Genomic DNA, 25,754 nt, shown 5'->3' with positions numbered 1-25,754 from the left:
CGTTATACCTGACAGCGACGAGAGGACCACACAATGGCAGATCGCAGCCTGCGCGGCATCCGACTCGGCGCCCAGAGCCTACAGAGCGAAGAGGGCGTCGTTTTCATGGAGCGCCGTGAGACCACCTACACCTGTGACACCTGCGGACACGACACCACGCTCATGTTCGCCGCCGATGCCGAACCGCCTCAGACCTGGGAGTGCCGTTCCTGCGGAGCGGAAGCCCGCCTGAAGGTCGACGGCGAGGCCGTCACCCTCGAGGCCACCGACGAGAAGGCCGCCCGCACCCACTGGGACATGCTCATGGAGCGCCGTACCCGTGCGGAGCTGGAGGAGCTTCTCGAAGAGCGCCTCGCGTACATCCGAGCCCGGCGCGGTGCCGGCGAGGACCCCACCCGCGAGAAGATCGGCGCCTAGCGCCGACGGGCGCGCCACCACCCGAGACCGAGCGCGCCCAGACCGCCCCAGAGCAGCACCTGCTGCAGCCAGGGGCCCAGGACGATTCCCGCCGTGAGGCCGGAGCGCAGCTCGACATCCTCGAGCATCGCTCCGGCCTCATCCGCGTCCAGGCTCGTGACCGTCCGCCCGTCCGGGAGGATGACCTGGCTCGTGCCGACCGTGGAGATGTTGACGACGCTCCGGCCCGTCTCGATCGCGCGCATCCGTGCGAACGCGAGCTGCTGGAGATTCTCGTCCGTGCCGCGGAAATCGGCGTTGTTCGTCTGGAAGACCAGGACCTCGGCGCCGCCGTTCAACCCCTCCGTGATCACGTCGTCGTAGATCACGTCGAAGCAGATCGCCAGACCGACGCGGACATCGCCCACCTCAACGATCGGCGGGTTGGTTCCGGGGGTGTATTCGCGCTGGATCAGCCCGATGAGATCCGGGACCAGGGCGTTGAAGAAGGCCCGATCCGGCACGTACTCGCCGAAGGGCACGGGATGACGCTTGTCGTGCTTCTGCCGCGCTGTGCCGTCCGGCAGCCAGAGCATCGAGGTGTTGTAGTAGAGGTTCCCGCGGCCGGTGGCGGCGTTGGCGAGCAGCGGCGCATCGATGCGGTTCGACACCAGGGTCATCCGTCGCGCGATGACGGAGTTCGCGAAGGGATCCGTATCGAGCCCGCCCTCCGGCCACACGAGCAGGTCGACGTCCTCGCCGTACAGCGGCTCGGTCGCCTCCGTCTGCGCCTGGATCACGGCGAAGGGCTCGCGCTCGTCGAAGTAGCCGGTCGGCCCGTTCCCCTGCACCGCAGCGATGCGCATCGAGCCCGACGGCGTGGTCGGGAACAGCGGTGTGAAGAAGAGGATCAGGACGAGGGCGGCCGGCGCGAGCAGGGTGATCGGTCGCCGCCAGAGCCCCATCCGGATGATCTCGATCACCATCGCGACGAGGAAGACCATGAGGAAGCTCAGCCCGCTCACGCCGATCCAGGAGGAGAGCTCGGCGAGGGGGCTCTCGGCCTGGCTCATCCCGAGACGAGCCCAGGGGAAGCCGCCGTACGGCCACCAGCCGAGGAACAGCTCCCGCCCCACCCACAGCGCCGCGACGACGGCCGGGAGGGTCAGCAGACGTCCCGCCACGCCCGGCCAGGCTCGGGGCAGCCACCGGTACGCGAGGGTCACGGGGATGAGTCCGACGGCCGTGAGGACGCCCTCGACGACGCTCAGAGCCGCCCAGGGCAGCGGCCCGAGGTATCGAGACGTCCACGACACGAGCAGCGCGAAGAACACGACGCCGTACACGAGAGCCACGAGCAGCGCTCCCCCGGCCCGACGGCCGATCAGCGCGACCAGAAGCAGGGCGGTGGCAGGGAAGGCCAGGATCCAGATCGCCGCCTCGGGGAACGTGAGGTCCATGAGCAGCGCAGCCAGGCCGGCCAGGGGAACGGCGGCCCAGAGGGGCAGGAGGGCGCGTCGACGGACGGAGGCTTCGGTCATGCGGGCGGATCTCACATCGAGGAGTAGGCGACGATGCCACGGCGCACACCGTCGAGGGCAGCCCGGGCGGTGCGTGCGAGCGCGGCGTCTTCCGCGACGATGGACAGCTGATCCAGGAGGTCGATGGTCTGCTTCGCCCACCGCACGAAGTCGCCTGCCGCCATGTCGGCATCGATGAGGACGCGGTCGAGCATCCCGCCGCGCGCCCAGGCGTGCATCGCACCCGCGAGCCCGGCGGCCAGCGGCTCGCTTCCCGGGAGCTGATGGTCCTGCTCCAGGTCGTCGAGCTCGGCCCAGAGAGCGGTCGTCTTCTCGTATGCCGCTCGGAAGGCGCCCCTCGGGAGGCCCCGCTCCCCCGCGTTCGCTTCGTCGCGGCGCGGTTCGTACACGAGGCAGCATGCCATCGCGGCCAGCGACGGCGCGTCCAGCCCCTTCCAGAGGCCTTGACGCAGCGATTCGGCCACGAGCAGGTCGCGCTCACCGTAGATCCGCCGCATCGTGCGCCCGGCGTCGGTCAGGTGCATCCCGTCCTCGTCGCGACGGACGTAGTCCAGTGTCTCCAGCACCTCGACGACACGGTCGAAGACGCGGGCCACCGTGCCGGTCCTGGTCTCGATCTGACGGCGCGTGCGATCGGTCTGGCGCTTGAGCTTCCAGTAGCGCTCGGCCCACCGGGCGTGCTTCTCGCGGTCAGGACAGCGGTGGCAGGGGTGGCGCTGCATCCGCGTGCGGAGCGTCTGGATCCGCTTCATCCGCTTGTCCCGAGCAGCGCGCGGGGCCTGGGTGTCCTGCCGGTTCTTCTTCTCGAGGTCGCTCAGCTCGCGGCGGATGGCGGCGTACTCCGGGAAGTCGCCGTGCTCGCACGCCATCGCCGACTGATAGCCGGCCAGCGACTCCTCGGCCTCCCGCACCTGTCTGGCCAGCCCGACCACGGCGCGGTCCGCCTGGAATTGGGCGAACGACGACTCCAGGATCTCCCGGGCTCTCGCCTGGCCGAACAGGTCGATGAGGTTGACGGCCATGTTGTACGTCGGCCGGAAGCTGGAGTTGAGCGGATAGGTCCGCCGCGACGCGAGGGCGGCGACGGCCTGTGGGTCCATGCCCTCGCTCCACTGCACGACCGCGTGCCCCTCGACGTCGATGCCGCGGCGCCCGGCGCGGCCCGTGAGCTGTGTGTACTCACCGGAGGTGATCGCGACGCGAGCCTCTCCGTTGAACTTCTCCATCTTCTCGAGCACCACCGTCCGCGCCGGCATGTTGATGCCGAGGGCCAGCGTCTCGGTCGCGAAGACGACCTTGAGCAGCTTGCGCTGGAACAGCTCCTCGACGACCTCTTTGAAGGCCGGCAGGAGGCCCGCGTGATGGGCGGCCACGCCCCGTTCGAGGTTGTCCAGCCATTCCCAGTAGCCCAGCACCCCGAGATCCTCGTCCTGCAGAGTGCGCGTGCGCTCCTCGACGATGGCCCGGATCTCGGCCCGCTCCTCCGCCGAGGTCAGGCGGAGCCCGGATCGCCGTACCTGCTGCACCGCGGCGTCGCAGCCCACGCGGCTGAAGATGAAGAAGATGGCGGGGAGCAGGTTCGAGCGCTCCAGCAGCTCGACCACGTCCGGGCGGTCCATGCGCTCGATCCGGCGCGCGTTCGCCGCGCGCACGGGGCGGCGCCCGCCCCGAGGCGGTCGGGGGGCCTGCCGCCCGGCGTGCCGGTTGCTGCGATACGACTGCGCCTGACGGTTGCTCTCGTAGGTGGAGCCGGTGAACGACCGGATGCGCATGAGCTCCTGGTTCACCTGCGCCGTGGCGATGCCGGCACGGTCGTCGAAGAGCGGCAGCAGGTCGTCGCGCACGAGCACGTGCTGCTCCAACGGCACCGGACGGATCTCGGAGACGATGACCTCGGTGTCACCGCGAACCGTGTCGAGCCAGTCGCCGAACTCCTCGGCGTTCGACACCGTCGCGCTCAGCGAGACCAGGCGCACGCGGGGCGGGAGGTGGATGATGACCTCTTCCCACACGGCACCCCGGAAGCGGTCGGCCAGATAGTGCACCTCGTCCATCACGACGTAGCGCAGGTCGCGCAGAGCCGCGGAGTCGGCATAGATCATGTTCCGCAGGACCTCGGTGGTCATGACCACGATGCGTGCGTTGCCGTTGATGTTGGTGTCGCCCGTCAGCAGACCGACGTCGTCCGCACCGTACACATCGACGAGTTCGCGGAACTTCTGGTTGGACAGCGCCTTCATCGGCGTGGTGTAGAACGCCTTGTCCGTCGCGGTCTGCATCGCCAGGTGGATGGCGAACTCCCCCACGATGGTCTTCCCGGCACCCGTGGGGGCGGCCACGAGAACGCTGCGTCCGTTCTCCAGGGCGTGGCAGCCGGCGAGCTGGAACGGATCGAGCTGGAAGCGCTGGCGCGCGGCGAACGCCGCCGTCTCCGGGTGCGCGGCGCTCTCCTGAGCCTGCGCGTACCGCTCGGACGGCGAACTCATGTGGCGTCCGGGACGAGTCCGGCGGCGGTGTCCCGCTTGCGCTTGCGTCGGTCGAAGAGGAGGGAGAGTCCTGCCGCTGCGAAGAAGAGGACGATGAGGATGCCGGCCAGCATGAGCATGCTCACCACATCCGCTGCCGGGGTCGCCAGCGCGGCGAAGATCGTCGCGATGAGGATCGCCACCCGCCACCCTTTGAGGATGGCGCGGCCCGACATCACGCCGGCGAGGTTGAGCGCGACGAGGAAGACGGGGAGGACGAACGAGATGCCGATGACGATCATCAGCTTGAACACGAAGTCGTAGTACTCCTGCGCGGAGTAGAAGTTGGTGCCGCCCTCCGGCGTGAAGCTCCACATGAGTTCGATGACGTGCGGCATGATCTGCACCCCGAGATAGCACCCCGCGAAGAACAGCGGCACCGCGGCGACGACGAAGCCGACGGTGTAGCGGATCTCCTTGCGGGTGAGGCCGGGCATGATGAAGGCCCAGATCTGCCACAGCCAGACGGGTGCAGAGAGGAACAGGCCGATCGTGAAGGCGATGCGCATACGCATGTCGAACGCGGACGTCACTGTCGCGAAGTTCAGGGCGCTGAAGTCATCACCTCGCTGTTCCGAGATGATGCGGATGGGACCGGTGATGAAGTGGATGACCGGGTCCGCGATGATGAACGCCACGACCATGCCGACGACCAGAGCGATCGCCGCATACATGAGGCGCTTGCGCAGTTCGACGAGATGTGCGCCCAGCGACATCCGCCGATCCCGATCCGCCGTCGGCATCACGGTCGGTTCGATGGCTGCCACGGCCGGTCAGGCGCGAGGCGGAGTCTCAGGGTCGGTGCCCGAGTCCTTCACCGTCGTCGGCTCCGCGGGAGCCGACTCGGCACGAACCGCGTCTTCTTCCTTCATGGCCTTCATCTCACCCTTGAAGACGCGGGCCGACTGGCCCATGCTCTTCGCGAGAGCCGGCAGCTTGGCAGCGCCGAAGAGGAGGAGGATAACGGCCAGCACGATGAGCAGGTGCCAGCCTTGCATTCCAGCGAACATATCGACAATCCCGTCGTAGGGGGGCTTTCCGCCCCAGTCTACAGATCAAACCTCGGCGTCAGGTCGGTGGTAGAGCGCGAGTCCGGCGGCAGCCCACTCCCGGGTGGCGGTCCGCGCGATCCCCGGATCCGTGACCTCCATCGCACCGCCGAAACGGGCCGCGAGCCGTTTGATGCCGCGGGGGTCCGCGAGGTGGAGCTGCGTCGTCACCATCCCGTCGCCGGCGCGGAGCGTCTCCGTGGGCACGAAACCGCCGAGCAGCGGAGCGAGGCGCTCCGGGACGCGGACGGTGACCTCCCTTTCCTCCTCCAGCCCGGCGAACGCCTCCGGCACCCGGTCGCCGCCGTGCGTGCTGGGGATGTCGGTGAGGGTGGGCGCGCTGACGCGATCGAGGTGGAATGTGCGCATCGCCTCGCGCATGTGGCACCAGCCCTGTAGGTACCACTGTCCGTTCGTGATGAGGATCTGCACGGGATCCACAGTGCGCGTGGTGGGCTCGGCATCGGGAGCCTGGTACGTGAACGACACGGCCACCCCGTTCTGCAGGCCGCGGGCGACGACCTCGCGCACTTCGTCCACTGCGGTCGGGGCGACGACGACGTCGGCCGGCGCATCGGCGGCTCCGCGCGAGAGCTTCGAGATGAGGCCGGCGACGAGGCCGGAGTCGGATACGGCCGGGACGGCGGCGACCATCTGCAGACCGGCGAGCAGGGCTGCCGCCTCTCGTGCGGTGAAGCGCGGCACGCGGCGGAGGGCCACGTCGTTCGTGATCTCGATGACGTCCTCGAGGTCGAGGAGATCCCAGTTGATGTCGAACATCTCCTGCGGCTGCTGCCAGTAGCCCGCTTCGCCCGGCAGGCCGATGACCGTCAGCTTCTCGACCATGGCCCGCATCTCCCGCGGGGTCACGCCGAACTCCTCGGCGGCCTCGGCGAGCGAAACCTGTCCGTGCTCGAGCAGGTACGGGACGAGCGTCAGGTAGAGACGCACGCGCTCCGCGGCGAGGAGAGGCTTCGGAGCCGCGCTCATGCGGACACCTCCGCATCGGTGTGGGCTTCGACCACCGCGCGCAGGCGGCCGATCACGGCATCGCGGAGTCGTGCGGGCTCGACGACGCGGACCTCGGGACCGTAGGACGCGAGCTCGTCCGCGAAGATGTGCAGATCGACGAAGGGGACGTGGATACCCTGCGCCGCGGGCGTCGCCCGCCGCCCGAGCCGCAACGCGGCCTCAGTGCCGGGCGTCACCTCCAGGAGTGCCGAGTTCTCCGCGGCGACGCGCTCCAGACCTCGCAGAGCCCGCTCCCCCGCCCCTTCGCGCAACGCGGGGTCGAAGGTACTCGTGCTGACGACGACGTCGCCGACGATGCGGCTCAACAGGAACGTCCGGTCCTCGTCGATGTCGACGTCGACGCCGTACACGTGCCAGCGCGCTTCGTAGTCCACGAGGGCGAGGGGCCGGATCCGACGCCGTCGAGGAGCGTCCTCGCCCGGCTTCACGTAGTCGAAGGACACCACCCTGCTGCGTTCGATCGCGTCCTGCAGCGGGGCGAACGCGGGGTCGCGGGCGGTGATCCGCGGCGCGAAGCCGATGATCGGTTCGTCGCCGTCGATGCCGAGGGCCCGGATCTTGCGGACACCGGACTGTGCGTCTCCCGAGACCGACTCCGCACTCCAGACGCTGCCCGCGAGGCGGAGCACGGCCAACTCGGCAGGCGAGAATTCGATGTCCCCTGGCAGATCGTATTCCGCCTGCGGAATGCGATACCTCGCCTCACGGAGGTCGTTCGGGTCCGCCGCGTCGCCGATGGTCTCGATGGGGACACCCAGCGAGCGGAGCTCGTCCTTGTCCCGCTCGAACATCTTCTCGAGCGCATCCGACCGCGTCCCCGCGTCGGCGCGCTGGCGGTAGCCGGAGACGTTGTCGAGGATCTGCTGCTTGGTGAGCCCGATCTCCGTGGCCATCAGCGCCACGACGAGATTCGTCAGGCGCTCTTCGGCAGGGATCCGGGCGGCCATCAGGGTGCGGCGACCGGGGACACGCCGAGGATGTCGACCACGACGGCCATGGCCGGGGAGCTCTCGGTCTTGGGGAGCACGACGAGGACCTGCGAGCCGACCGGCTTCCCGACCAGCGCATCCGCGACCGGCGCGGCGATCTGTCGGATGCCGTCGGTGGCGGACTGGCCCCAGGTGCTCTGTACGACGGTCTTGTCGTCCCAGTTCACCGCGGTGAAGTGCACGAGCGGCGTCTGCTCCTCCGTCAGCTCCTCGCCGTCGCCGCGGATCAGCGTCTGGACGACCTGCTCGTCCGGGGCGGCGCTGTCGGGGATGATGATGCCGGGAGTGCCGTCGTCGGCGCGCACGACGGTCGGCATGCCCTGCGCGTCGTTGAACTGCAGCGTGCCCTCGGCCTTCGGGAGGAACGCGTCGACGACGTCGATGACGAACACCGCGATGTCGTCCTGGCCCATGCCGAAGCCGCCGAGATTCGCCTCCCCGAAGTCCTCGGGGGTCAGACCCGCCACGATGCGGCTGCCGCCGGTCGCGCACTCCAGGACATCGGCGATTCCGGGAGACTGCGCGGCCCAGGACCCGATGGTCGAGGCGCGCGTGGTGTCCTCGTCGTACGTGGTCGCGAAAACCTGCTTGCCGGTCGCCCCGTCGTAGATGGAGATCTGGGCGACGAGCGGCTGGGCGTCGTCGACGAGTGCACGGCCGTCCCCCGTGACGACGTCCGCATAGGACGTCTCCGTGAGGCGCACCGGCGCGAAGATCTCGACGTCCGGCTCGGAGCCGACCTCACCGGAGACGGTGACGGCGCTGTCGATGCCGTTGGCGTGTCCGCCACGATCGCACGAGGCGTCGGCGGACGAAGAGGTCACGCTGCACCCCGTCAGAGCGAGGGCGGCGAGGCTGAGGGAGGCCAGAACGGCGGACGTTTTACGCACGCGCTCCAGTCTATTCCGTCGTGTGCTCGGATTCGCGCGATGCCGCCGCCAGCCGCGCGCCCTCAGCCGCCTTCCCGGCCTCTCGCGCGCGCTTGCGGAGGTTCTTGTCCGTGATCTCGCGATCGCCCACCGCGCCCGGCGTCCACAGCTCGACGTCCTCGTCGCTGTAGCTGCTCTTCGAGGCCCGACGCTTCACAGACGGGGCCACGGCACCCGGGGCGAGCCGGCGAGCCGTGAGGAGGAACCCCGTGTGCGCGACCATGCGGTGGTCCGGCCGGACAGCCAGCCCCTCCACGTGCCACCCGCGGACCATGGTCTCCGACGCCTCGGGGTCGGTGAAGAGCCCGGTGCCGCGGATGAACTCGGCGACGCGGGAGAGCTGCGTGGCGGTGGCGATGTAGCAGAGCACGACACCGCCGGGGGTCAGCGCCTCCGCGACCGCCTCGATGCACTCCCAGGGCGCGAGCATGTCGAGCACCACCCGGTCGACGGTGCCGGGCTCGACTTCCACGGGCAGCGCGGCGACGAGGTCTCCGACGACGACGCGCCAGGAGTCGGGGCGCTCCCCGAAGAAGGTCTCCACATTGGCCTGGGCGACCTCGGCGAAGTCCTCGCGGCGCTCGAAGGAGAGCAGGCGCCCCGTGGAGCCCACGGCCCGGAGGAGCGAGAGCGACAGAGCACCGGACCCGACACCGGCCTCGACGACGGTGGCGCCCGGGAAGATGTCGGCCTGCATGACGATCTGCGCCGCGTCCTTCGGGTACACGATCGCGGCACCGCGGGGCATCGACATCGCGAAGTCCCGCAGCAGCGGCCGCAGCGCCAGGTACTCGTGCCCGGAGCTGTTCGCCACGACCGAGCCATCAGGGAGCCCGATGAGGTCGCGGTGCCGGAGGACCCCGTGGTGCGTGTGCAGCTCGCCGTCCTCGCGGAGCGTCACGGTGTGCAGGCGACCCTTCGGGCCGGTGAGCTGTACGCGGTCGCCCTCCCGGAAGGGGCCGCTGGGGCGCGGGGCGGACGTGGTCGTCATCGGGTGGCCTCCGTGATCGCAGCGCGGGAGCCGAAGAGCTCCACGAGGTCGGCGGCACCGCGGCCGTCGAGGGTCGGCCACAGCTCGTGGGCGCCGAGGCCGTCGAGCGGGACGATGTGGGGCACGCCGAGCGTCAGAGCGCCGGAGGCGAGGCCCGCGCGGAGACCGGTCGGGGAATCCTCGATGACCACGACCTCGGCGATGTCGACGTCGAGGAGCGCGGCGGCCTGGAGGTACGGCTCCGGGTGCGGCTTGGGGTTGTCGACGTCATCTCCGGCCACGACGATGTCGAAGGCCTCGAACTCGATCAGCCCGACCACGTCGAGAGCCATCCGGCGCAGCGACATCGTCACCAGACCGGTCGGGATACCGGCGGCACGGAGATCGCGGAGAAGCTCCTGGGCGCCCGGCCGGAAGGGGACGCCCTGGGCCCGCAGCGACTCCTGCACGGCCGTCGTGAGGTGGGAGACGATCGCCTCGGGGGCCATGTCGACCCCCGCGCCCTGGAGGATGATCGCGCTGTCGATGAGGCCGCTGCCCACGAGCTGCAGGGCGTCCTCATGGGACCACGTACCGCCGAACGACTCCACCAGTGCGGTCTCGGCCGCCATCCAGTACGGCTCGGTGTCGACGAGTGTTCCATCCATGTCCCAGAGGACCGCGCGGGGCTTGTTGCTCACTGAACCCATGCTAGCCGGGCCCGCCCACATCCCCTCGACGCGGGCTAGCCTGGGGGGACGGAGCCACGACCTCGAAGGGAGCACGGCATGGACGTTCTCGGTTCGCGCATCATCATCGCCGCCTTCGACGGCTGGAACGACGCCGGTGAGGCCGCGACCGGAGCCGTCGGCGCGCTGCAGGCGGCGGGCGGCTACGACCTCGTGCACTCGGTCGACCCGGAACTCTACTTCGACTACCAGTACACGCGACCCGCCACCCGGCTCGACGCCGAGGGCCGCCGTCAGATGACGTGGCCGGAGGCGGGGCTGTGGCGTCCGCGCGAGCCCGGACCCGGCCCGGAGTTCTGGCTCCTCACCGGCGCCGAGCCCGCGCGCACCTGGCAGGCGTTCGCGTCCGAGTTCATCGACGTCGCCCTGCGCGACGACATCACCGGCTTCGTGACCCTCGGCGCCATGCTCTCCGACGTGCCGCACACTCGCCCGATCTCGATCTTCGCGTCGAGCCAGAACGAGCAGGTCCGGGAGGCGCATGCGCTGGAGCGGTCGGTGTACGAGGGCCCGGTCGGCATCCTCACCGTTCTCGAGCACTTCGCCGAGAACGCGGGCATCCCCTCCGTGAGCCTCTGGGCGAGCGTCCCGCACTACGTCGCCTCCGCCGCCCCTTCGCCGAAGGTCACCCTGGCCCTCCTCGACCGTCTCGAGGAGCTGACCGGGGTGGATGTCGACCGCCGGCACCTCCGCACGGAAGCCGCGGCCTGGGAGGCGTCGATCGATGCCGCCGCATCCGAGGACGAGGACATGGCGGAGTACATCCGGCAGCTGGAGCGCACGCGGGACACATGGGACTCCCCCGATGCGTCGGGAGACGCGATCGCCCAGGCCTTCGAGCGCTACCTGCGGCGCCGCGACGACGGCCGCGGCGACCGCAAGCGCTGATCAGGCGTCCGGCTCAGGCCGAGGCCGGGATCACGCCCATCGCGAGCAGCACGAGCAGCACGCCGCCGAGCAGGATCCGGTAGATCACGAACGGCAGGAAGCTGCGCTTCGAGATCCAGTTCATGAAGAACGCGATCACGCCGAGCGCGACGACGAAGGCGACCCCTGTCGCGGCCATCGTGTCGCCGAGCGAGAAGAAGGACGGCTCGCCCCAGCTCTTGAACAGCTGGTAGAAGCCGCTGCCGAACACGGCCGGGATCGCCAGCAGGAACGCGTAGCGGGCGGCGGCGGCGCGCTCGTAGCCGAGGAACAGCCCCATGGTGATCGTGCCGCCGGACCGCGAGACCCCGGGGATGAGGGCGAGTGCCTGGGCGAGTCCGAAGGCGATGCCGTGCGGGTAGGTCAGATCGTCGAGCGTGCGGCGCTTGGCTCCGACGTGGTCGGCGATGCCCAGGAGGATGCCGAACACGATGAGCATGATCGCCACGATCCAGAGCGAGCGGAAGACGGTCTCGATCTGGTCCTGGAACAGGAGTCCGAGCAGCACGATCGGGATGCTGCCGATGATGATGAGCCACCCCATGCGCGCGTCCGGGTCGTTCCGCGGCACCTTTCCGGCGAGGGACCGGAGCCACTGGGAGATGATGCGGACGATGTCGCGCCAGAAGAACACGACGACGGCGGCCTCCGTGCCGATCTGCGTGATGGCGGTGAACGCCGCGCCCGGGTCCTCCCCGGAGGGCAGGAACGTCCCCACGACCCGCAGATGGGCGCTGGAGGAGATCGGCAGGAACTCGGTGAGACCCTGGACGATTCCCAGGATCAGTGCTTCGAGCAGGTGCATGGAGAGGCCTTCGTCTTTCGGGGCGGCACGGAGCGCGTTGACGCCGCTCAGTACGTGCGCAGCAGATCGGCCAGCACCCGCTGACCGAAGACAAGTGAGTCTACGGGCACCCGCTCGTCGACTCCGTGGAACATCCCGGTGAAGTCGAGATCGGCCGGCAGGCGCAGCGGGGCGAAGCCGTAGCCGGTGATGCCGAGCGTGGCCAGCGCCTTGTTGTCGGTTCCCGCGCCCAGGAGGTACGGGATGACGGGGACACCGGGGTCGTGCCGCCCCAGCGCCGCCACCATCGCCTCGACGAGCTCCCCTGTGAACGGCGTCTCCATGCCGATGTCACGGACCACGGTCTCGATCCGGATGTCGTCACCCACGATGCGCTGGAGCTCCGCGAGCACGTCGTCCTCGGTCCCCGGGATCACGCGGACGTCGATCAGCGCCTCGGCGCGCTCCGGGATGACGTTGTGCTTGTAGCCGGCGGTGAGAGCCGTCGGGTTGGTCGTCGTGCGGAACGTCGACCGCAGGAAGGCCTCAGCCGGGCCGGCCGCGGTGGCGAGGGCGTCGGGGTCGTCGGCGCTCCGGCCGCTCAGCGCGCTCAGGCCCTCGAGCAGCGCCTCCGTCGTCGGCGTGAGCCGGACCGGCCACCGCGTGCGGCCGATGGCGGCGACGGCCTCGGCGAGCTTCGTGACGGCGTTGTCCTCGTGCAGGCGGCTGCCGTGCCCCGCCCGGCCGGTGGCGACGAGGCGGATCCAGATCAGCGCCTTCTCGCCCACCTGCAGCAGGTACGCCCGACGGTCGTCCACCGAGATGGAGTAGCCGCCGACCTCGCTGATCGCGGCCGTCGCCCCGGCGAACCACTGCGGCCGGTCCTTCACGACGAGCGCGGAGCCCTCGACCCCGCCGTTCTCCTCATCGGCGAAGAACGCCAGGACGAGGTCGCGCTCCGGCTGCTCCCCCGCGCGCAGGATGTCGGCCACGGCGGTGAGGATCATCGCGTCCATGTTCTTCATGTCGACCGCGCCGCGACCCCACAGCATGCCGTCCTGCACGGTGCCGGCGAACGGATCCACCGTCCAGTCCTCGGCGACCGCGGGCACGACGTCCAGGTGGCCGTGCACGACGAGAGCCGGCTTGGTGCGGTCGCGGCCCGGGACCCGCGCCATGACGTTCGTGCGCCGCGGGATGGGCTCGTAGTACTCGACCTCGAGTCCCAGCTCCTCCAGGTACGCCCCGACGTACTCGGCCGCCTCCCGCTCCCCTTTCGCGTTGCCGCCGCCGTAGTTGGAGGTGTCGATGCGGATGAGGTCGCTCGCGACGCGGGCGACCTCCGGCAGGGAGGAATCGGTCATGGACTCAGGCTATCGAAACCGCGTGCCACGCCCGGGCGTCACGCTCGGTTCGAGACGCCTCCGAGAACGTGCTAATCTCATTCTTCGGTCGGCAACGATCAAATCCAACACCTGCGCGGGTGGCGGAATGGTAGACGCGCTAGCTTGAGGTGCTAGTGCCCGATAGGGCGTGGGGGTTCAAGTCCCCCTCCGCGCACAGAGAGCGAAGGCCCCGGATCCGGGGCCTTCGTGGTTTCCGGTGCGGTCATGGCGGTGCGCTGCGGTCCCGCGCGAGCGGGACCGCAGGACCGTCACACCGCGCCGACGCCGAAGAGCAGACCCAGCGCGTAGGTCACCGCCGCCGCGCCGAACCCGATGGCGAGCTGCCGCAGGGCCCGCCGGAGCGGCGGTCCTCCGGAGAGGACGCCGACCATCGCACCGGTGCTGAGCAGCGCGACGCCGACCAGCACGAGCGCGAGCACGATCGCCGCGGTGCCCTCCATGCCGAAGATCCAGGGCAGGACGGGCACGATCGCGCCGGAGGCGAAGAGGAGGAAGCTGGAGATGGCCGCCGTCCAGTCGTTGCCGACGACCTCGTGGGCGTCGCCGCCCTGGACGGCCACCGGCCCCGTAGCCGCACGCCGGACGCCTTCCTGGGCCGCCTGGACGATGCGACGGGCCCGGGCCAGCGACTCGCCCTGATCCATGCCGCGGGCGCGGTACACGAGCGCGAGCTCGTTCTCGTCGATGTCGAGGTCGGCCGCGGCCGCCGCGGCATCCTCGTTCGCCTCGGTGGCCGTGAGGAGCTCCCGCTGCGACCGCACGGACACGAACTCCCCCGCGCCCATCGACAGTGCGCCCGCGAGGAGACCCGCGATGCCGCTGAACAGGACGAAACCCGAGCTCACGCCGGTGGCGCCGATGCCGAGCACGAGGGCGAGGTTGCTTACGAGACCGTCGTTCGCCCCGAAGACGGCCGCGCGGAAGGAGCCGGAGAGGCGCCGGCGGCCGCGCGCGGCGAGACCGCGGACGACCTCGTGGTGGACCTTCTCGTCGGCGCGCATGGCCGGGGTGGCCCAGCGCTCGGCGTCGTAAGGAGAGCGGGCCTCGGCGCTCTGGGCGAGGGCGAGGACGAAGATCGAGCCGAAACGGCCGGCCATCCACCCCAGGAGGCGGGAACGGACCCCGGCCCGCGGCAGGCGCGTCGGTTCGCCGCCCAGCAGGTCGAGCCAGTGCTTCTCGTGGCGGCGCTCGGCCTCGGCGAGCCCGAGCAGGATCGCCCGCTCCTCCCCCGACCGGCGGGCCGCGAGGCGCTGATAGACGGCGCCCTCCGCCCGTTCCTCGACGAGATAGCGAGCCCAGCGCCGTCGATCGGCGGCCGTGGAATCGGCTGCGGCAGGGGCTGTCATGGAACCTCCAGGTGTCACGGTGCCCGGCATCCGGGCAACCGTTCCACGCTATCCGCGCGGTGCCGCCCCGGCCGCGTCCTGGCACGGATTGCCAGCATTTCGGGGATCCGAAGCAGCGACCGGAAAGTGCTCAGGAGCGGACGCGCTTGCGCAGCACCTCGATGCGGGACTGCAGCTGCGTCACGGTCGCCTGCGCCACCGCCGGACCGCCGCAGATACGACGGAGCTCGGCATGCACGGCGCCGTGCGGCTGGCCCGACTGCCGGGCGTAGAGGCCCACCAGGCTGTTCAGCAGCTGGCGCTGCTCGCGCAGTGTCCGATGCAGCGGCGCCGGCAGTGTCGTCGTCTGCGTCGGGTCGGCCTGGGCTTCCCGGACCTCGCGGTGCCGGGACTGGCGGGCCTGCCGCTGCATCAAGAGCTCGTGCACGTGCTCGGGCTCGAGCAGACCGGGGAAGCCGATGAACTCCTCCTCCTCGGGCGTGTTCGGCTCGGCGAGCTGGCCGAACTCCTTCCCGTCGAACACCATGCGGTCGAAGTGGGCGACGGAGGAGATCGCCTGGTAGCTGAACTCCTGGGTCAGCGCGTCGGAGGCCTCGTCCTCGCGGTTCGCGCTCTCCAGCAGCGAGTCCTCGAGGCGGTCGTCGTCCTTCGACTGACGGTCGAGCGCGTGATCGCGCTGCTTCTCCATCTCGTTCGCGAGCTTCATCAGCACGGGGACGTGCGGGAGGAAGACGCTCGCCGCCTCGCCTCGACGACGCGCCCGCACGAAGCGGCCGATGGCCTGAGCGAAGAACAGCGGGGTGGACGACGACGTCGCGTACACGCCCACCGCGAGCCGCGGCACGTCGACGCCCTCCGAGACCATGCGCACCGCGACCATCCACCGGGCGGTGCCCTCCGAGAACTTCTCGATACGCTCGGAGGCGGTGGCGTCGTCGGACAGCACGATCGTCGGCTGCTCGCGGGTGATGCTGTGCAGGATCTTGGCGTAGGCCCGGGCGACGGTCTGATCCGTCGCCAGCACGAGTCCGCCGGCATCGGGGATGTGGTGCCGGATCTCGGTCAGACGGCGATCCGCCGCGGAGAGCACAGCAGGCATCCAGTCGCCCTCGGGGTCGAGGGCCGTTCGCCAGGCCTGCGAGGTGACGTCCTTCGTGTTGTCCTGTCCCAGATGGGTCTCGAGTTCGTCGCCGGCACTCGTCCGCCACCGCATCTTCCCGGCATACATGTGGAAGAGCACGGGACGGACGACGCCGTCCGCGAGAGCGCGGCCGTACCCGTAGGCGTAGTCGGTGCTGGAGACCCGGGCTCCGGTCTCGTCCGGGAGGTACTCCACGAACGGGATCGGTGCGGTGTCGCTCCGGAACGGGGTCCCCGAGAGCAGCAGTCGGCGTTTCGCAGGTCCGTAAGCATCGCGGATCGCGTCGCCCCAGCTCAAGGCGTCGCCGCCGTGGTGCACCTCATCGAGGATGACCAGGGTCTTCGCGTCCTCCGTCAGGTGACGGTGCACCGACGACTTCGCGGCGACCTGCGCATACGTGACCACGACGCCGTGATAGTGCCGCGCCGGTGCCCAGTCGCTGTTGCGGAAGCGCGGGTCGAGCCGGATGTGGACGCGGGCGGCGGCGTCGGCCCACTGGGTCTTCAGGTGCTCCGTGGGTGCCACGACGATGACCCGGTTCACCTCGCCCATGCGCATGAGCTCGACCGCAAGGGTGAGCGCGAACGTGGTCTTGCCGGCGCCCGGTGTGGCGGCCACGAGGAAGTCACGCTGGTCGGCCTGGAAGTACGCGTCCAGAGCCTCCTGCTGCCATGCCCGCAGCTTGTTCGCCGTTCCCCACGGGGCGCGCTGAGGGAAGGACGGAGAGAGCATCGACTCCACGATAATCGCTCCCACCGACACCGCGGCATCCGCGGGGGTGCCGCGCGCGTCCCCCCTCGAAGGCACCGGCACGGGTAGGCTCGGTCACTGCGCGGCGGTCACCATCGTGCGCGCACGCCTTCGCGAAGGAGAGCCGGATGAGCGATCAGGAATCGACCAGGACCCCGTACGTCGCGAACGAGACTCCGCACCCGTGGCGCCGGTTCGTCGCGATCGGCGACTCGTTCACCGAGGGCATCGGCGACCCGGACCCGGCGGCCCCCGGGGGTCACCGCGGCTGGGCCGATCGCGTCGCCGAGGTGCTCGCCCAGCAGGTTGACGACTTCGCCTATGCCAACCTCGCCGTCCGGGGGAAGCTCATCGCGCAGATCGTCGCCGATCAGGTGGAGCCCGCCGTCGCGCTGCGCCCCGACCTCATCTCGATCTGCGCGGGCGGCAACGACGTCATCCGCCCCGGCACCGATCCGGATGCCATCGCCGCGCAGCTGGAGGACGCGGTGGCGCGCCTGTCGTCCACCGGCGCGGCCGTGGTCGTGTTCACCGGCATCGACACGGGGTTCACGCCGGTGTTCCGTCCCTTCCGCGGCAAAGTCGCGATCTACAACGAGAACGTCCGCGCGATCGCGGAGCGCCACGACTGCATCGTCGCGGACCAGTGGGCACTGAAGGTCGTGCAGGATGCGCGATTCTTCGACGACGATCGCCTGCACTACAACGCGCTCGGCCACCACGAGGTCGCGCGGATGGTGCTCCGCGCCCTCAACGTTCCGAACGACCTCGAGGCCATGCAGCCCGAGCCGCTGCCGCTGCGGACCTGGCGTGCCGCCCGCAGCGAAGACCTCGGCTGGGCCCGGGAGCACCTCGTGCCCTGGGTGCTCCGCCGGCTGCGCCACCAGTCGTCCGGCGACCACATCGCTGCCAAGCGCCCCGAGCCCTCCCCGGTCATCCTCCCCGGCAAGGAGTGACGCGCACTCTCACTCCGCGGGAGCGAGTGCCCACAGCGCCACGGCGGCGGCCGAGGCGACGTTGAGCGAATCCACGCCGCCGGCCATCGGAATGGTGACCACGGTGTCCGCGCTGTCGAGCGCGGTCCGCGTGAGACCGTCGCCTTCGGCTCCGAAGAGCAGCGCCACCTTCTCGGGCCGCTGTGCGGCATACATCCGGAGATCCACGGCTGTGTCACTGAGTGCGAGGGCAGCGATGTCGAAGCCCTGCTCACGGAGATCCGAGACCGCCGACGACCACTCGTCGATCCGGGTCCAGGGCACCTGGAACACCGTGCCCATGCTCACCCGGACGCTGCGACGGTAGAGCGGGTCGGCACAGCGCGCCGACACGAGCACCGCATCCGCCCCCAGGCCGGCGGCGGCGCGGAAGGCGGCGCCGACGTTGGTGTGATCGCCCAGGTTCTCCAGCACCAGCACCAGCCGCGCGTCGCGCACCACGTCGGCGACCGGCGCCAGAGACGGACGGCGCATGGCGGCGAGGGCTCCGCGGTGGACCTGATAGCCGGTGACCTGTTCCGCGACCTCGTCCGGGACCACGAGCACCGGAACGGCGCGCTCCCCCAGGATGCGCCGCACCTCGTCGACGCGCCGGGCCGAGGCCAGCACCGATCGGGGTTCGTGCCCGGCGGCCAGCGCGCGCTCGATCACCTTGGTGGTCTCGGCGATGTAGAGTCCCTCCGCGGGCTCGCGGACGGCGCGGAGGGCGGTGTCGGTGAGGCCGCGGTAGTCGTCCAGCCGCGGGTCGTCGATGTCGGTCACATGCTGGAGGTACACCGCTCCACTCTGCCATCCCGGTTCTCGTCCACCCCGCGCCCCGTAGACTCGATCGAGGAGGTCCTGTGAGCGTGACGAACACCGCTGAGCCGTCGGCTGAGCTCTCCCACGCCGCCGACCTGCTGCGCGGCAAGCGGATCGCCCTTCTCACCGGCGCCGGGATCTCGACCGACTCCGGCATTCCCGCCTACCGCGGCGAGGGGGCGCGCACCCGCAGCGACCCCATGACGATCCAGACCTACCTCGGCGACGAGGCCGCCCGGCGCCGCTACTGGGTCGGCGGCCACCTCGGCTGGCGGGCGTTCGCGCAGGCCGCCCCGAATCCCGGCCACCGCGCCCTCGCGGAGATGGAGTCCAGGGGCGTGGCCTCGGGTGTCATCACCCAGAACGTCGACGGACTGCACCTCCGCGCGGGCAGCTCGCACGTCATCGAGGTGCATGGGACCATGCGCCGCGTGCTCTGCCTGCACTGTGGTCAGGTGTTCGACCGTCGTGACATCGCCGCGCAGATCGAGGAGCGCAACCCCTGGATCACCGTCCCGGAGAACGTGGCGCTGGCCCCGGACGGCGACGTGCTCCCGGAGAGCACCGAGGGCTTCGTGGTCCCGACCTGCACCGTGTGCGCGGGCATGCTCAAACCCGACGTGGTGTTCTTCGGAGAGTATGTGCCGCAGGATCGCTTCCGTGCCGCCGAATCGTTGCTGCGCTCCAGCGACGCGCTCATCGTGGCCGGCTCCTCTCTCGTCGTGAACTCCGGCGTGCGCCTCGTGAACCGGGCGCGTCGACGCGGCATCCCTCTGATCATCGTCAATCGCGAGCCGACCCGCGCGGACGCCTGGGCCGATGTCACCATCGCCGCCGGCACCAGCGACGTGCTCCCCGCCCTGCAGGAGATGCTGTCGTGACCTATCTCACCCTCATCCGCCACGGTCAGACCGACTGGAACCTCGCCCGCCGCATCCAGGGGTCGACCGACATCCCGTTGAACGAGACGGGCCGCGAGGACGCGCGGTGGGCGGCAGAGAAACTCGCCGGCACGACGCACCATGCCGTCTACACGAGCCCGCTCGTGCGGGCGAGCGAGACCGCCGGCATCATCGCGGAGCGCCTGGGCTTGGAGATCGCCGGCGTGGTCCCCGACATCCGGGAGCGGGAGTTCGGCGAGGGCGAGGGCATGCTCGTCCCCGACTACATCTCGACCTACGGCGACTGGCACGCGGAGGTCCCCGGCGCGGAATCGCTGCACGAGGTCGGCGTCCGCGCCATCGCGGCGCTCCACCGCATCGCGCGCGACGCCCGGCGGAGGTCGGCGCCGCAGGCGGAGTCGGTGCTCGTGGTGACCCACGGCGGAGTCATCCGCGCCGTCATCGACCATGTCTCCGGCGGTACGCTCCCCCGGGACGGCGAGGTGCTGCGCAACGGCTCCGCGCACCGGTTCGTCGCGGCACCCGGCTACCTCCGACTGCTCGAGGAGACGCCCGTCCTCTGACGGGACGGTCAGCCGGCGCGGGAGACCACGGCGCGCGCGTGGCGCAGGACGGGCTCGTCCACCATGCGCCCCCGGAAGCGAAACACACCGCGCTCCTGCGCCGCAGCGGCGAGCACCTCGCGCGCCCATGCCACGGTCTCGGCGTCCGGGGCATATGCCGCCCGGATGACCGCGACCTGACTCGGATGGATGCATGCCGTCGCGCGGAACCCCGACGCCGCCGCATCGTTCGCCTCCCGCTCCAGCCCCGCGGTATCGCCGATGTCGACGTGCACCGCGTCGATCGCCGCCTTGCCGTGCGCACCGGCCTCCAGGAGCACCCGGGAGCGGGCGTAGCGCGCGATGTCGCGGTAGCCGCCCTCCGTGTTGCGGGACGAGGTGCCGCCGAGGGAGGCCACCAGATCCTCCGCGCCCCACATCAGTCCGGCGACCGCCGGGTGCGCGGCGATCTCGGGCGCCGCATGGATTCCGCGCGCCGTCTCGCACAGCGCGAGGAGGGTGAAGCCCGCGTCGAAGGCGTCCAGGCCCTCCGCGCTCTCCGTCTTCGCCACCATCACGGTCCGGAACGGCGAGCGAGCCAGGGCCTTGAGGTCGTCCGCGAACGCCGCGGAGTCCGGCGCATTCACCCGTACGATGACGCGCGCGGGGTCGAGGTCCGCGGCGACGATGTTCTCGCGGGCCTCGCTCTTCGCCTCCGGCAACACGGCGTCCTCCAGATCGAGGATCACGGCATCCGCCCGCTCCTGGGCCTTCGCGAAGCGTTCCGGGCGGTCCGCCGGGCAGAACAGCAGGGCAGGGCCGAGTTCGAAGGTCATGCGGCGTCCTCCTCCGGCCGGCAGCGCACCAGCACCGTCCGGACGGCCGTCGCGACCACCGTGCCGTCCTGATTGCGTCCGGTGTGCGCGATCTGCACGACGCCCTGGCCGGGACGGGACGACGAGAGCCGCTTGTCGACGACGACGCTCTCGGTCGTGAGCGTGTCCCCGGCGAACAGCGGATGCGGGAAGGCGATGTCGCCGAGGCCGAGCTGCGCCACCAGCGTCCCCTGCGTGAGCTGGGCGACCGAGGAGCCCACCATCGTCGACAGCGTCCACATGGAGTTCATGAGGCGCGCGTGGAAAGGCTCCTGGGCATCCGCGAACGCCGCGTCCAGATGCAGCGCCTGGGTGTTCATCGTCAGCGTCGTGAAGAGGACGTTGTCCGCCTCCGTAGCCGTGCGACCGGGGCGGTGCACGTACCGGACGTCGGTCTCGAACTCCTCGTAGTACAGGCCGCGCTGCACGACCTCGCGCATGGTCATGCCTCCACGCTACCGGGCGAGTCCGAGCGCCCTGGCGATCACGAGGAGCTGGACCTCGGTGGTCCCCTCGCCGATCTCGAGGATCTTGGAGTCACGGTAGTGGCGCGCCACCGGGAATTCGTTCATGAAGCCGTTGCCACCGAAGATCTGCGTCGCATCGCGGGCGTTGTCCATCGCGGCCTCGCCCGCGACGAGCTTCGCGATGGCCGCCTGCTCGGCGAACGCCTCTCCCGCGTCACGCAGGCGTGCAGCGTGGAGCCAGGCGAGCCGTGCGGTATGCACGCGCGCCCTCATCCGCGCCAGCGTGAACTGGGCGTTCTGCCGCGTGCTGAGGGGGCTGCCGAAGATGGTGCGGCTCCTGGCGTACTCGACCGCCGCCTCCAGGCACCCCTCCGCCGCGCCGGTCGACAGGGCGGCGATCGCGATGCGGCCCTCGTCCAGGATGCTGAGGAAGTTGCGGAACCCGCTCCCCCGCTCGCCGAGGAGATTGCCCGCCGGCACCCGCGCTCCGTCGAACGTCAGCGGATGGGTGTCCGACGCGTTCCACCCCACCTTGTCGTAGGGCGGCTCGACCGTGAATCCCGGCGTACCGTTCGGGACGATGATCGTCGAGATCTCCTTGCGTCCCTCGCTCTGGCCGGTGACCGCGGTGACCGTGACGAAACGGGTGATCGGAGTGCCCGAGTTGGTGATGAACTGCTTGGAGCCGTCGATCACCCACTCGTCGCCGTCGAGCCGCGCCGTCGTGCGCGTCGCCCCGGCGTCGCTCCCGGCCTCGGGCTCGGTGAGCCCGAACCCGGCGAGGGCACGACCGGCGAGGAGATCCGGCAGCAGCTCGCGCTTCTGCTCCTCGGTGCCGAAGCGGAAGACGGGCATCGCCCCGAGGCTCACCCCGGCCTCGAGGGTGATCGCGATCGACTGGTCGACCCGTCCCAGAGCCTCGATGGCGAGGCCGAGCGCCGTGTAGTCACCGCCCTGCCCGCCGTACTCCTCGGGGAAGGGGAGTCCGAAGAGACCGAGCTCCCCCATCTGCCGCACGACGTCCATGGAGAGCGTGTGCGTGCGATCCGCCTCGTACGCCTGCGGCGCGACGACCGTGTCGGCGAACTCGCGTACCATCGCGGCGAGCTCGCGCTCCTCCTCGGTGAGATCGTGCATCATCGGTCCTCCTCCGTCATCGTCACGCGGGCGACCGGTTGGTCGCGCCGCACCTGATCGCCGACCGCGACCAGCAGCCGCACCACGCCGTCGTGCGGCGCGAGCACGGGGTGCTCCATCTTCATCGCCTCGATCGACACGAGAGGCGCTCCCGCACGCACCCTCTCGCCGTCCGCGGCATGAACAGCCACGACGCCGCCGGGCATGGGCGCGCGAGCCTCGGGTTCCGTGGCCCTGGCCTCGCGTTCCGCGGCGGCGAGGCGCCTGCGCATCCGGCCGCGGCGGTCCAGGGGACGCAGCCGGAGCGTCCGTCCTTCCTCGCTGACCCATACCGCGCCCTCGGCGTCGCGGGCCACGTGCACCCGGTCGGAGCGCACCAGGGGCGGCGTCGCGCGCGCGATCTCGTCGTAGTCGGTGAGCAGGGCGACGGGTTCGGGGGTGCACGGCGCCGCTCCGAGACGCCATCCCGGGAGGCTGTGCCACAGCGGGCCGGCGCTCTCGCGCGCGGTGACCGTCGCGGAGCGGGTCTGCACCACGCCGGCGGCCGCCGCGAGCTGCGCCGCCGACGGAGGCACCGGTGCGAGCGGGAGCAGGGTCTCGATGAGTCCGGTGTCGAGGTCTCCCTCGCGCACACGGCGGTCCTGAAGCAGCTGGCGCAGGAACGCGATGTTCGTTTCCACGCCCAACACCACGGTGCGGGCGAGGGCGTCGTCCAGGCGCTGCAGCGCCGTCTCCCTGTCCTCCGCCCACGCGATGACCTTCGCGATCATCGGGTCGTAGAACCCGCTCACCACGCTCCCGGACTCGACGGCCGCATCCACCCGGACGCCCGGAGGCGCCTCGAAGAGCAGCACGGTCCCCGTCGAGGGCAGGAACCCCCGGTCCGGCGACTCGGCGTACACCCGCGCCTCCACGGCATGGCCGGTCGTGCGGGGCTCGACGTCGAGCGGCTGTCCATCGGCCATGCGGAGCTGCAGCGCGACGAGGTCGAGTCCGGTGACCTCCTCGGTCACCGGATGCTCCACCTGCAGCCGGGTGTTCATCTCGATGAAGAAGACGTCTTCCGGGGCGTCCGCGTCGACGAGGAACTCCACGGTGCCGGCCCCGACGTAGGCGACGCTCTCCGCTGCCCGCACCGCCGCCGCGAGCAGCCGGTCGCGGGTCGCGGACGGGATCCCGGCGGACGGCGCCTCCTCGATCACCTTCTGATGACGACGCTGGAGCGTGCACTCGCGCTCGCCGAGCGCCACGACGGTGCCGTGGGCGTCGCCGAACACCTGCACCTCGATGTGTCGCGGTCGACGGATGAGACGTTCCAAGATGAGCGCGTCGTCGCCGAAGGCGGATGCCGCGACCCGTCGGGCGGAGCTGAGCGCGCTCGCCAGACCCGTGCTGTCGGCGACGACCTCCATGCCCTTCCCCCCGCCGCCCGCGCTCGGCTTCACGAGGAGCGGGAATCCGACAGCCTCCGCCTCCTCGCGGATCTCCGCGTCGGACAGCCCGCGCGCGTCGAACCCCGGCACCACGGGCACGCCGCTGCGGCTCACGTGCTCACGGGCTCGCGCCTTGTCCCCCATGATCTGCAGCGCCTCGACGGTGGGACCGATGAAGACGATGCCGCTCTCCGCACACGCCTCCGCGAGCCCGACGCTCTCGGAGAGGAATCCGTAGCCGGGATGGACGGCCTCCGCTCCGGAGGCACGAGCCGCCGCGATGACGGCATCGATGTCGAGGTACGACTCCGCAGCCGGTGCCGGACCGATCCGCACGGCGGCATCCGCCTCGCGGACGTGCGGCGCGTCCGCGTCCGCGTCGCTGTAGACCGCGATGCTGCGGATGCCGAGGTCGCGGAGGGTCCGGATGATCCGGCGCGCGATCTCGCCACGGTTCGCGACGATGACCGAGGAGAACGAGAGTTCGGGTGAAGGCGACATGGGGCTCACATCCGGAAGACGCCGAAGCGCGGCTCGGGCAGAGGACTGCGGGCGACGACGTCCAGGGCGAGTCCGAGGAGGTCACGGGTCTGCTCCGGATCGACGATGCCGTCGTCCCAGAGCCGTGCGGTGGCGTAGTACGGCTCGCCCTGCTCTTCGTACTGCGCCCGGATCGGCTCCTCGAACGCCGCACGCTCCTCCGCGGTCCACGACTCCCCTCGCGCCGAGAGCTGGTCGTCCTTCACGGTGGCGAGCACCGAGGCGGCCTGGGGTCCGCCCATGACCGAGATCCGACTCGCGGGCCAGGTCCAGAGGAACCGCGGAGAGTAGGCACGTCCGCACATCGAGTAGTTGCCCGCTCCGAAGGAGCCCCCGATGATGACGGTGAGCTTCGGGACGCGGGTGGTCGCGACGGCCGTGACCATCTTCGCCCCGTCTTTCGCGATGCCACCGGCCTCCGCATCGGAGCCGACCATGAACCCGGTGATGTTCTGCAGGAAGAGCAGGGGGATGCCCCGCTGATCGCAGAGCTCGATGAAGTGCGCGCCCTTGAGCGCCGACTCGCTGAACAGCACGCCGTTGTTCGCGACGATGCCGACGGGGTGGCCGTGCAGCCGCGCGAAACCCGTCACCAGCGTGGTGCCGTACTCGGCCTTGAACTCATGGAAGGTGTCGCCGTCGACGAGGCGGGCGATGACCTCGCGCACGTCGTAGGAGGCGTTGACGTCCACCGGAACGACGTCATACAGGGAGCCGGCCTCCGCGGGCGGTCGACTGTCGCCGACGTCCCAGGCCGGGGCGGGCGGCGGCGGAAGCGTGGCGACGATGTCCCGGAGGATCTCCAGGGCGTGCTCGTCGTCGTCGGCCAGGTGATCCACGACGCCACTGCGACGGGCGTGCAGCTCCCCTCCCCCGAGCTCCTCCGCCGTGACCACCTCGCCGATCGCCGCCTTCACCAGCGGCGGCCCGCCCAGGAAGATCGTGCCCTGTCCCCGGACGATGACGGTCTCGTCGCTCATCGCCGGAACGTAGGCGCCCCCGGCCGTGCACGAGCCGAGGACCGCTGCGAGCTGCGGGATGCCCTGCGCGGACAGCCGCGCCTGGTTGAAGAAGATGCGTCCGAAGTGCTCCCGATCCGGGAACACCTCATCCTGGCGGGGAAGGAAGGCGCCGCCCGAGTCGACGAGGTAGAGGCAGGGCAGGCGGTTCTCGAGGGCGATCTCCTGCGCGCGCAGATGCTTCTTCACGGTGAGCGGATAGTAGGTCCCGCCCTTCACGGTGGCGTCGTTGCAGACCACCATGACGTGCCGGCCGTGGACCAGGCCGATGCCGGCGATGACACCGGCCCCGGGTGCCTCGCCGCCGTACAGGCCGTCGGCCGCGAGCGGCGCGACCTCGAGGAACGGACTGTCCTCGTCGAGGACGCGCGCCACCCTGTCGCGAGGAAGCAGTTTGCCGCGGGCGACGTGTCGCTCACGCGAGGCGGTCGGCCCGCCCTGCGCTGCCGCGGCGAGACGGTCGCGGAGCTGCTGGGCGAGCGCTTCCTGGGTTGCCGGCATCGTGACGT

At 70.6% G+C, this 25,754-nt stretch carries 24 protein-coding genes and 1 tRNA gene; 6 read left to right on the top strand and 19 right to left on the bottom strand.

All coding sequences use genetic code 11. The features are described 5' to 3' along the window. The first annotated feature begins 33 nt into the window (after window positions 1-33). A complete protein-coding gene (locus tag ACFU8V_RS10505; RefSeq protein WP_060921636.1) occupies window positions 34-417 on the top strand; it encodes an RNA polymerase-binding protein RbpA in 384 nt (127 codons plus the stop codon). Here ACFU8V_RS10505 and lnt read toward each other — a convergent pair. The 9 genes from lnt to ACFU8V_RS10460 are packed head-to-tail and all read right to left on the bottom strand — an operon-like array spanning window position 414 to window position 10,132. Further along, window positions 414-1,937, bottom strand: a complete 1,524-nt coding sequence (lnt, locus tag ACFU8V_RS10500; RefSeq protein ID WP_378870905.1) for an apolipoprotein N-acyltransferase — start codon at window positions 1,935-1,937, stop codon at window positions 414-416. The two genes, ACFU8V_RS10505 and lnt, sit on opposite strands and share 4 nt — an antisense overlap. 11 nt (window positions 1,938-1,948) lie before the next feature. Next, window positions 1,949-4,423 carry an RNA helicase gene (locus ACFU8V_RS10495; RefSeq protein ID WP_025103440.1) on the bottom strand — a complete coding sequence of 825 codons (2,475 nt, stop codon included), beginning with the start codon at window positions 4,421-4,423 and terminating at the stop codon, window positions 1,949-1,951. After that, window positions 4,420-5,178, bottom strand: coding sequence for a twin-arginine translocase subunit TatC (gene tatC / locus ACFU8V_RS10490; protein WP_025103439.1), 759 nt, complete (start codon window positions 5,176-5,178; stop codon window positions 4,420-4,422). Before tatC ends, ACFU8V_RS10495 begins: the two co-directional genes overlap by 4 nt. Window positions 5,179-5,235: 57 nt before the next feature. Continuing rightward, complete coding sequence (gene tatA / locus ACFU8V_RS10485) at window positions 5,236-5,472, bottom strand: twin-arginine translocase TatA/TatE family subunit (RefSeq protein ID WP_025103438.1); 237 nt, start codon at window positions 5,470-5,472, stop codon at window positions 5,236-5,238. Between the two features lie 45 nt (window positions 5,473-5,517). Further along, complete coding sequence (locus ACFU8V_RS10480; protein WP_378870900.1) at window positions 5,518-6,501, bottom strand: helix-turn-helix transcriptional regulator; 984 nt, start codon at window positions 6,499-6,501, stop codon at window positions 5,518-5,520. Beyond that, window positions 6,498-7,490, bottom strand: coding sequence for a YafY family protein (locus ACFU8V_RS10475; RefSeq protein WP_025103436.1), 993 nt, complete (start codon window positions 7,488-7,490; stop codon window positions 6,498-6,500). The genes ACFU8V_RS10480 and ACFU8V_RS10475 overlap by 4 nt, the downstream gene beginning before the upstream one ends. Further along, a complete protein-coding gene (locus ACFU8V_RS10470) occupies window positions 7,490-8,422 on the bottom strand; it encodes a hypothetical protein (protein WP_378870896.1) in 933 nt (310 codons plus the stop codon). The genes ACFU8V_RS10475 and ACFU8V_RS10470 overlap by 1 nt, the downstream gene beginning before the upstream one ends. 10 nt (window positions 8,423-8,432) lie before the next feature. Then, window positions 8,433-9,452, bottom strand: coding sequence for a tRNA (adenine-N1)-methyltransferase (locus ACFU8V_RS10465; protein WP_025103434.1), 1,020 nt, complete (start codon window positions 9,450-9,452; stop codon window positions 8,433-8,435). Further along, window positions 9,449-10,132, bottom strand: coding sequence for an HAD family phosphatase (locus ACFU8V_RS10460; RefSeq protein WP_025103433.1), 684 nt, complete (start codon window positions 10,130-10,132; stop codon window positions 9,449-9,451). The genes ACFU8V_RS10465 and ACFU8V_RS10460 overlap by 4 nt, the downstream gene beginning before the upstream one ends. A gap of 87 nt (window positions 10,133-10,219) precedes the next feature. On the opposite strand from ACFU8V_RS10460, the gene ACFU8V_RS10455 reads away from it, so the two are divergent. After that, window positions 10,220-11,068: a PAC2 family protein gene (locus tag ACFU8V_RS10455; RefSeq protein WP_025103432.1), complete on the top strand. Its 849-nt coding sequence runs from the start codon at window positions 10,220-10,222 to the stop codon at window positions 11,066-11,068. A gap of 13 nt (window positions 11,069-11,081) precedes the next feature. Here ACFU8V_RS10455 and ACFU8V_RS10450 read toward each other — a convergent pair whose 3' ends face one another. Beyond that, window positions 11,082-11,912: an undecaprenyl-diphosphate phosphatase gene (locus ACFU8V_RS10450; protein WP_378870890.1), complete on the bottom strand. Its 831-nt coding sequence runs from the start codon at window positions 11,910-11,912 to the stop codon at window positions 11,082-11,084. A 47-nt stretch (window positions 11,913-11,959) separates the two neighbouring features. Then, window positions 11,960-13,255, bottom strand: coding sequence for a M20/M25/M40 family metallo-hydrolase (locus ACFU8V_RS10445; protein ID WP_378870887.1), 1,296 nt, complete (start codon window positions 13,253-13,255; stop codon window positions 11,960-11,962). A 113-nt stretch (window positions 13,256-13,368) separates the two neighbouring features. Between ACFU8V_RS10445 and ACFU8V_RS10440 the strand changes: the two genes are divergently transcribed. Next, window positions 13,369-13,451 (top strand) — tRNA-Leu (locus tag ACFU8V_RS10440). 94 nt (window positions 13,452-13,545) lie between these two features. Here ACFU8V_RS10440 and ACFU8V_RS10435 read toward each other — a convergent pair. Together ACFU8V_RS10435 and ACFU8V_RS10430 are read right to left on the bottom strand one after the other, a co-directional pair. Then, entirely contained in the window at window positions 13,546-14,643 is a 1,098-nt protein-coding gene (locus tag ACFU8V_RS10435) for a VIT1/CCC1 family protein (protein WP_126893227.1), read from the bottom strand. 130 nt (window positions 14,644-14,773) lie between these two features. After that, window positions 14,774-16,516, bottom strand: a complete 1,743-nt coding sequence (locus ACFU8V_RS10430) for a DEAD/DEAH box helicase (RefSeq protein WP_378870884.1) — start codon at window positions 16,514-16,516, stop codon at window positions 14,774-14,776. Between the two features lie 146 nt (window positions 16,517-16,662). Here ACFU8V_RS10430 and ACFU8V_RS10425 point away from each other — a divergent pair, with 146 nt between their 5' ends. Next, a complete protein-coding gene (locus ACFU8V_RS10425; RefSeq protein ID WP_025103427.1) occupies window positions 16,663-17,490 on the top strand; it encodes an SGNH/GDSL hydrolase family protein in 828 nt (275 codons plus the stop codon). Window positions 17,491-17,499: 9 nt separating this feature from the next. Here ACFU8V_RS10425 and ACFU8V_RS10420 read toward each other — a convergent pair whose 3' ends face one another. Beyond that, window positions 17,500-18,306: an RNA methyltransferase gene (locus tag ACFU8V_RS10420; RefSeq protein ID WP_315106031.1), complete on the bottom strand. Its 807-nt coding sequence runs from the start codon at window positions 18,304-18,306 to the stop codon at window positions 17,500-17,502. A gap of 65 nt (window positions 18,307-18,371) precedes the next feature. Here ACFU8V_RS10420 and ACFU8V_RS10415 point away from each other — a divergent pair, with 65 nt between their 5' ends. Both ACFU8V_RS10415 and ACFU8V_RS10410 read left to right on the top strand, forming a co-directional pair. Then, complete coding sequence (locus ACFU8V_RS10415; RefSeq protein ID WP_315106033.1) at window positions 18,372-19,211, top strand: Sir2 family NAD-dependent protein deacetylase; 840 nt, start codon at window positions 18,372-18,374, stop codon at window positions 19,209-19,211. Continuing rightward, window positions 19,208-19,795, top strand: a complete 588-nt coding sequence (locus ACFU8V_RS10410; RefSeq protein ID WP_025103424.1) for a histidine phosphatase family protein — start codon at window positions 19,208-19,210, stop codon at window positions 19,793-19,795. Before ACFU8V_RS10415 ends, ACFU8V_RS10410 begins: the two co-directional genes overlap by 4 nt. An 8-nt stretch (window positions 19,796-19,803) precedes the next feature. Here the strand turns inward: ACFU8V_RS10410 and ACFU8V_RS10405 are convergent, their stop codons facing one another. From ACFU8V_RS10405 to ACFU8V_RS10385, 5 genes are read right to left on the bottom strand one after another with little or no spacing between them, the layout of a single operon-like run. Then, window positions 19,804-20,610 (bottom strand): CoA ester lyase, encoded by an 807-nt coding sequence (locus tag ACFU8V_RS10405; RefSeq protein ID WP_025103423.1) that lies wholly within the window; start codon window positions 20,608-20,610, stop codon window positions 19,804-19,806. Further along, entirely contained in the window at window positions 20,607-21,089 is a 483-nt protein-coding gene (locus ACFU8V_RS10400) for a MaoC family dehydratase (protein WP_371512203.1), read from the bottom strand. Before ACFU8V_RS10400 ends, ACFU8V_RS10405 begins: the two co-directional genes overlap by 4 nt. 15 nt (window positions 21,090-21,104) lie before the next feature. After that, window positions 21,105-22,253, bottom strand: a complete 1,149-nt coding sequence (locus tag ACFU8V_RS10395; protein ID WP_366215662.1) for an acyl-CoA dehydrogenase family protein — start codon at window positions 22,251-22,253, stop codon at window positions 21,105-21,107. Then, complete coding sequence (locus ACFU8V_RS10390; protein ID WP_378870876.1) at window positions 22,253-24,187, bottom strand: acetyl/propionyl/methylcrotonyl-CoA carboxylase subunit alpha; 1,935 nt, start codon at window positions 24,185-24,187, stop codon at window positions 22,253-22,255. The genes ACFU8V_RS10395 and ACFU8V_RS10390 overlap by 1 nt, the downstream gene beginning before the upstream one ends. Before the next feature lie 5 nt (window positions 24,188-24,192). Then, the gene (locus tag ACFU8V_RS10385) at window positions 24,193-25,746 is read right to left on the bottom strand and encodes a carboxyl transferase domain-containing protein (RefSeq protein ID WP_085607938.1); all 1,554 of its coding nucleotides are present in this window, start codon (window positions 25,744-25,746) and stop codon (window positions 24,193-24,195) included. Window positions 25,747-25,754: the final 8 nt, after the last annotated feature.

The sequence above is a fragment of the Microbacterium sp. NPDC057658 genome, from assembly GCF_042799975.1.
Classification (GTDB): domain Bacteria; phylum Actinomycetota; class Actinomycetes; order Actinomycetales; family Microbacteriaceae; genus Microbacterium.
Note: the sequence above shows the minus strand (reverse complement) of the source record. Positions and strands in the feature narration are given on the sequence as shown.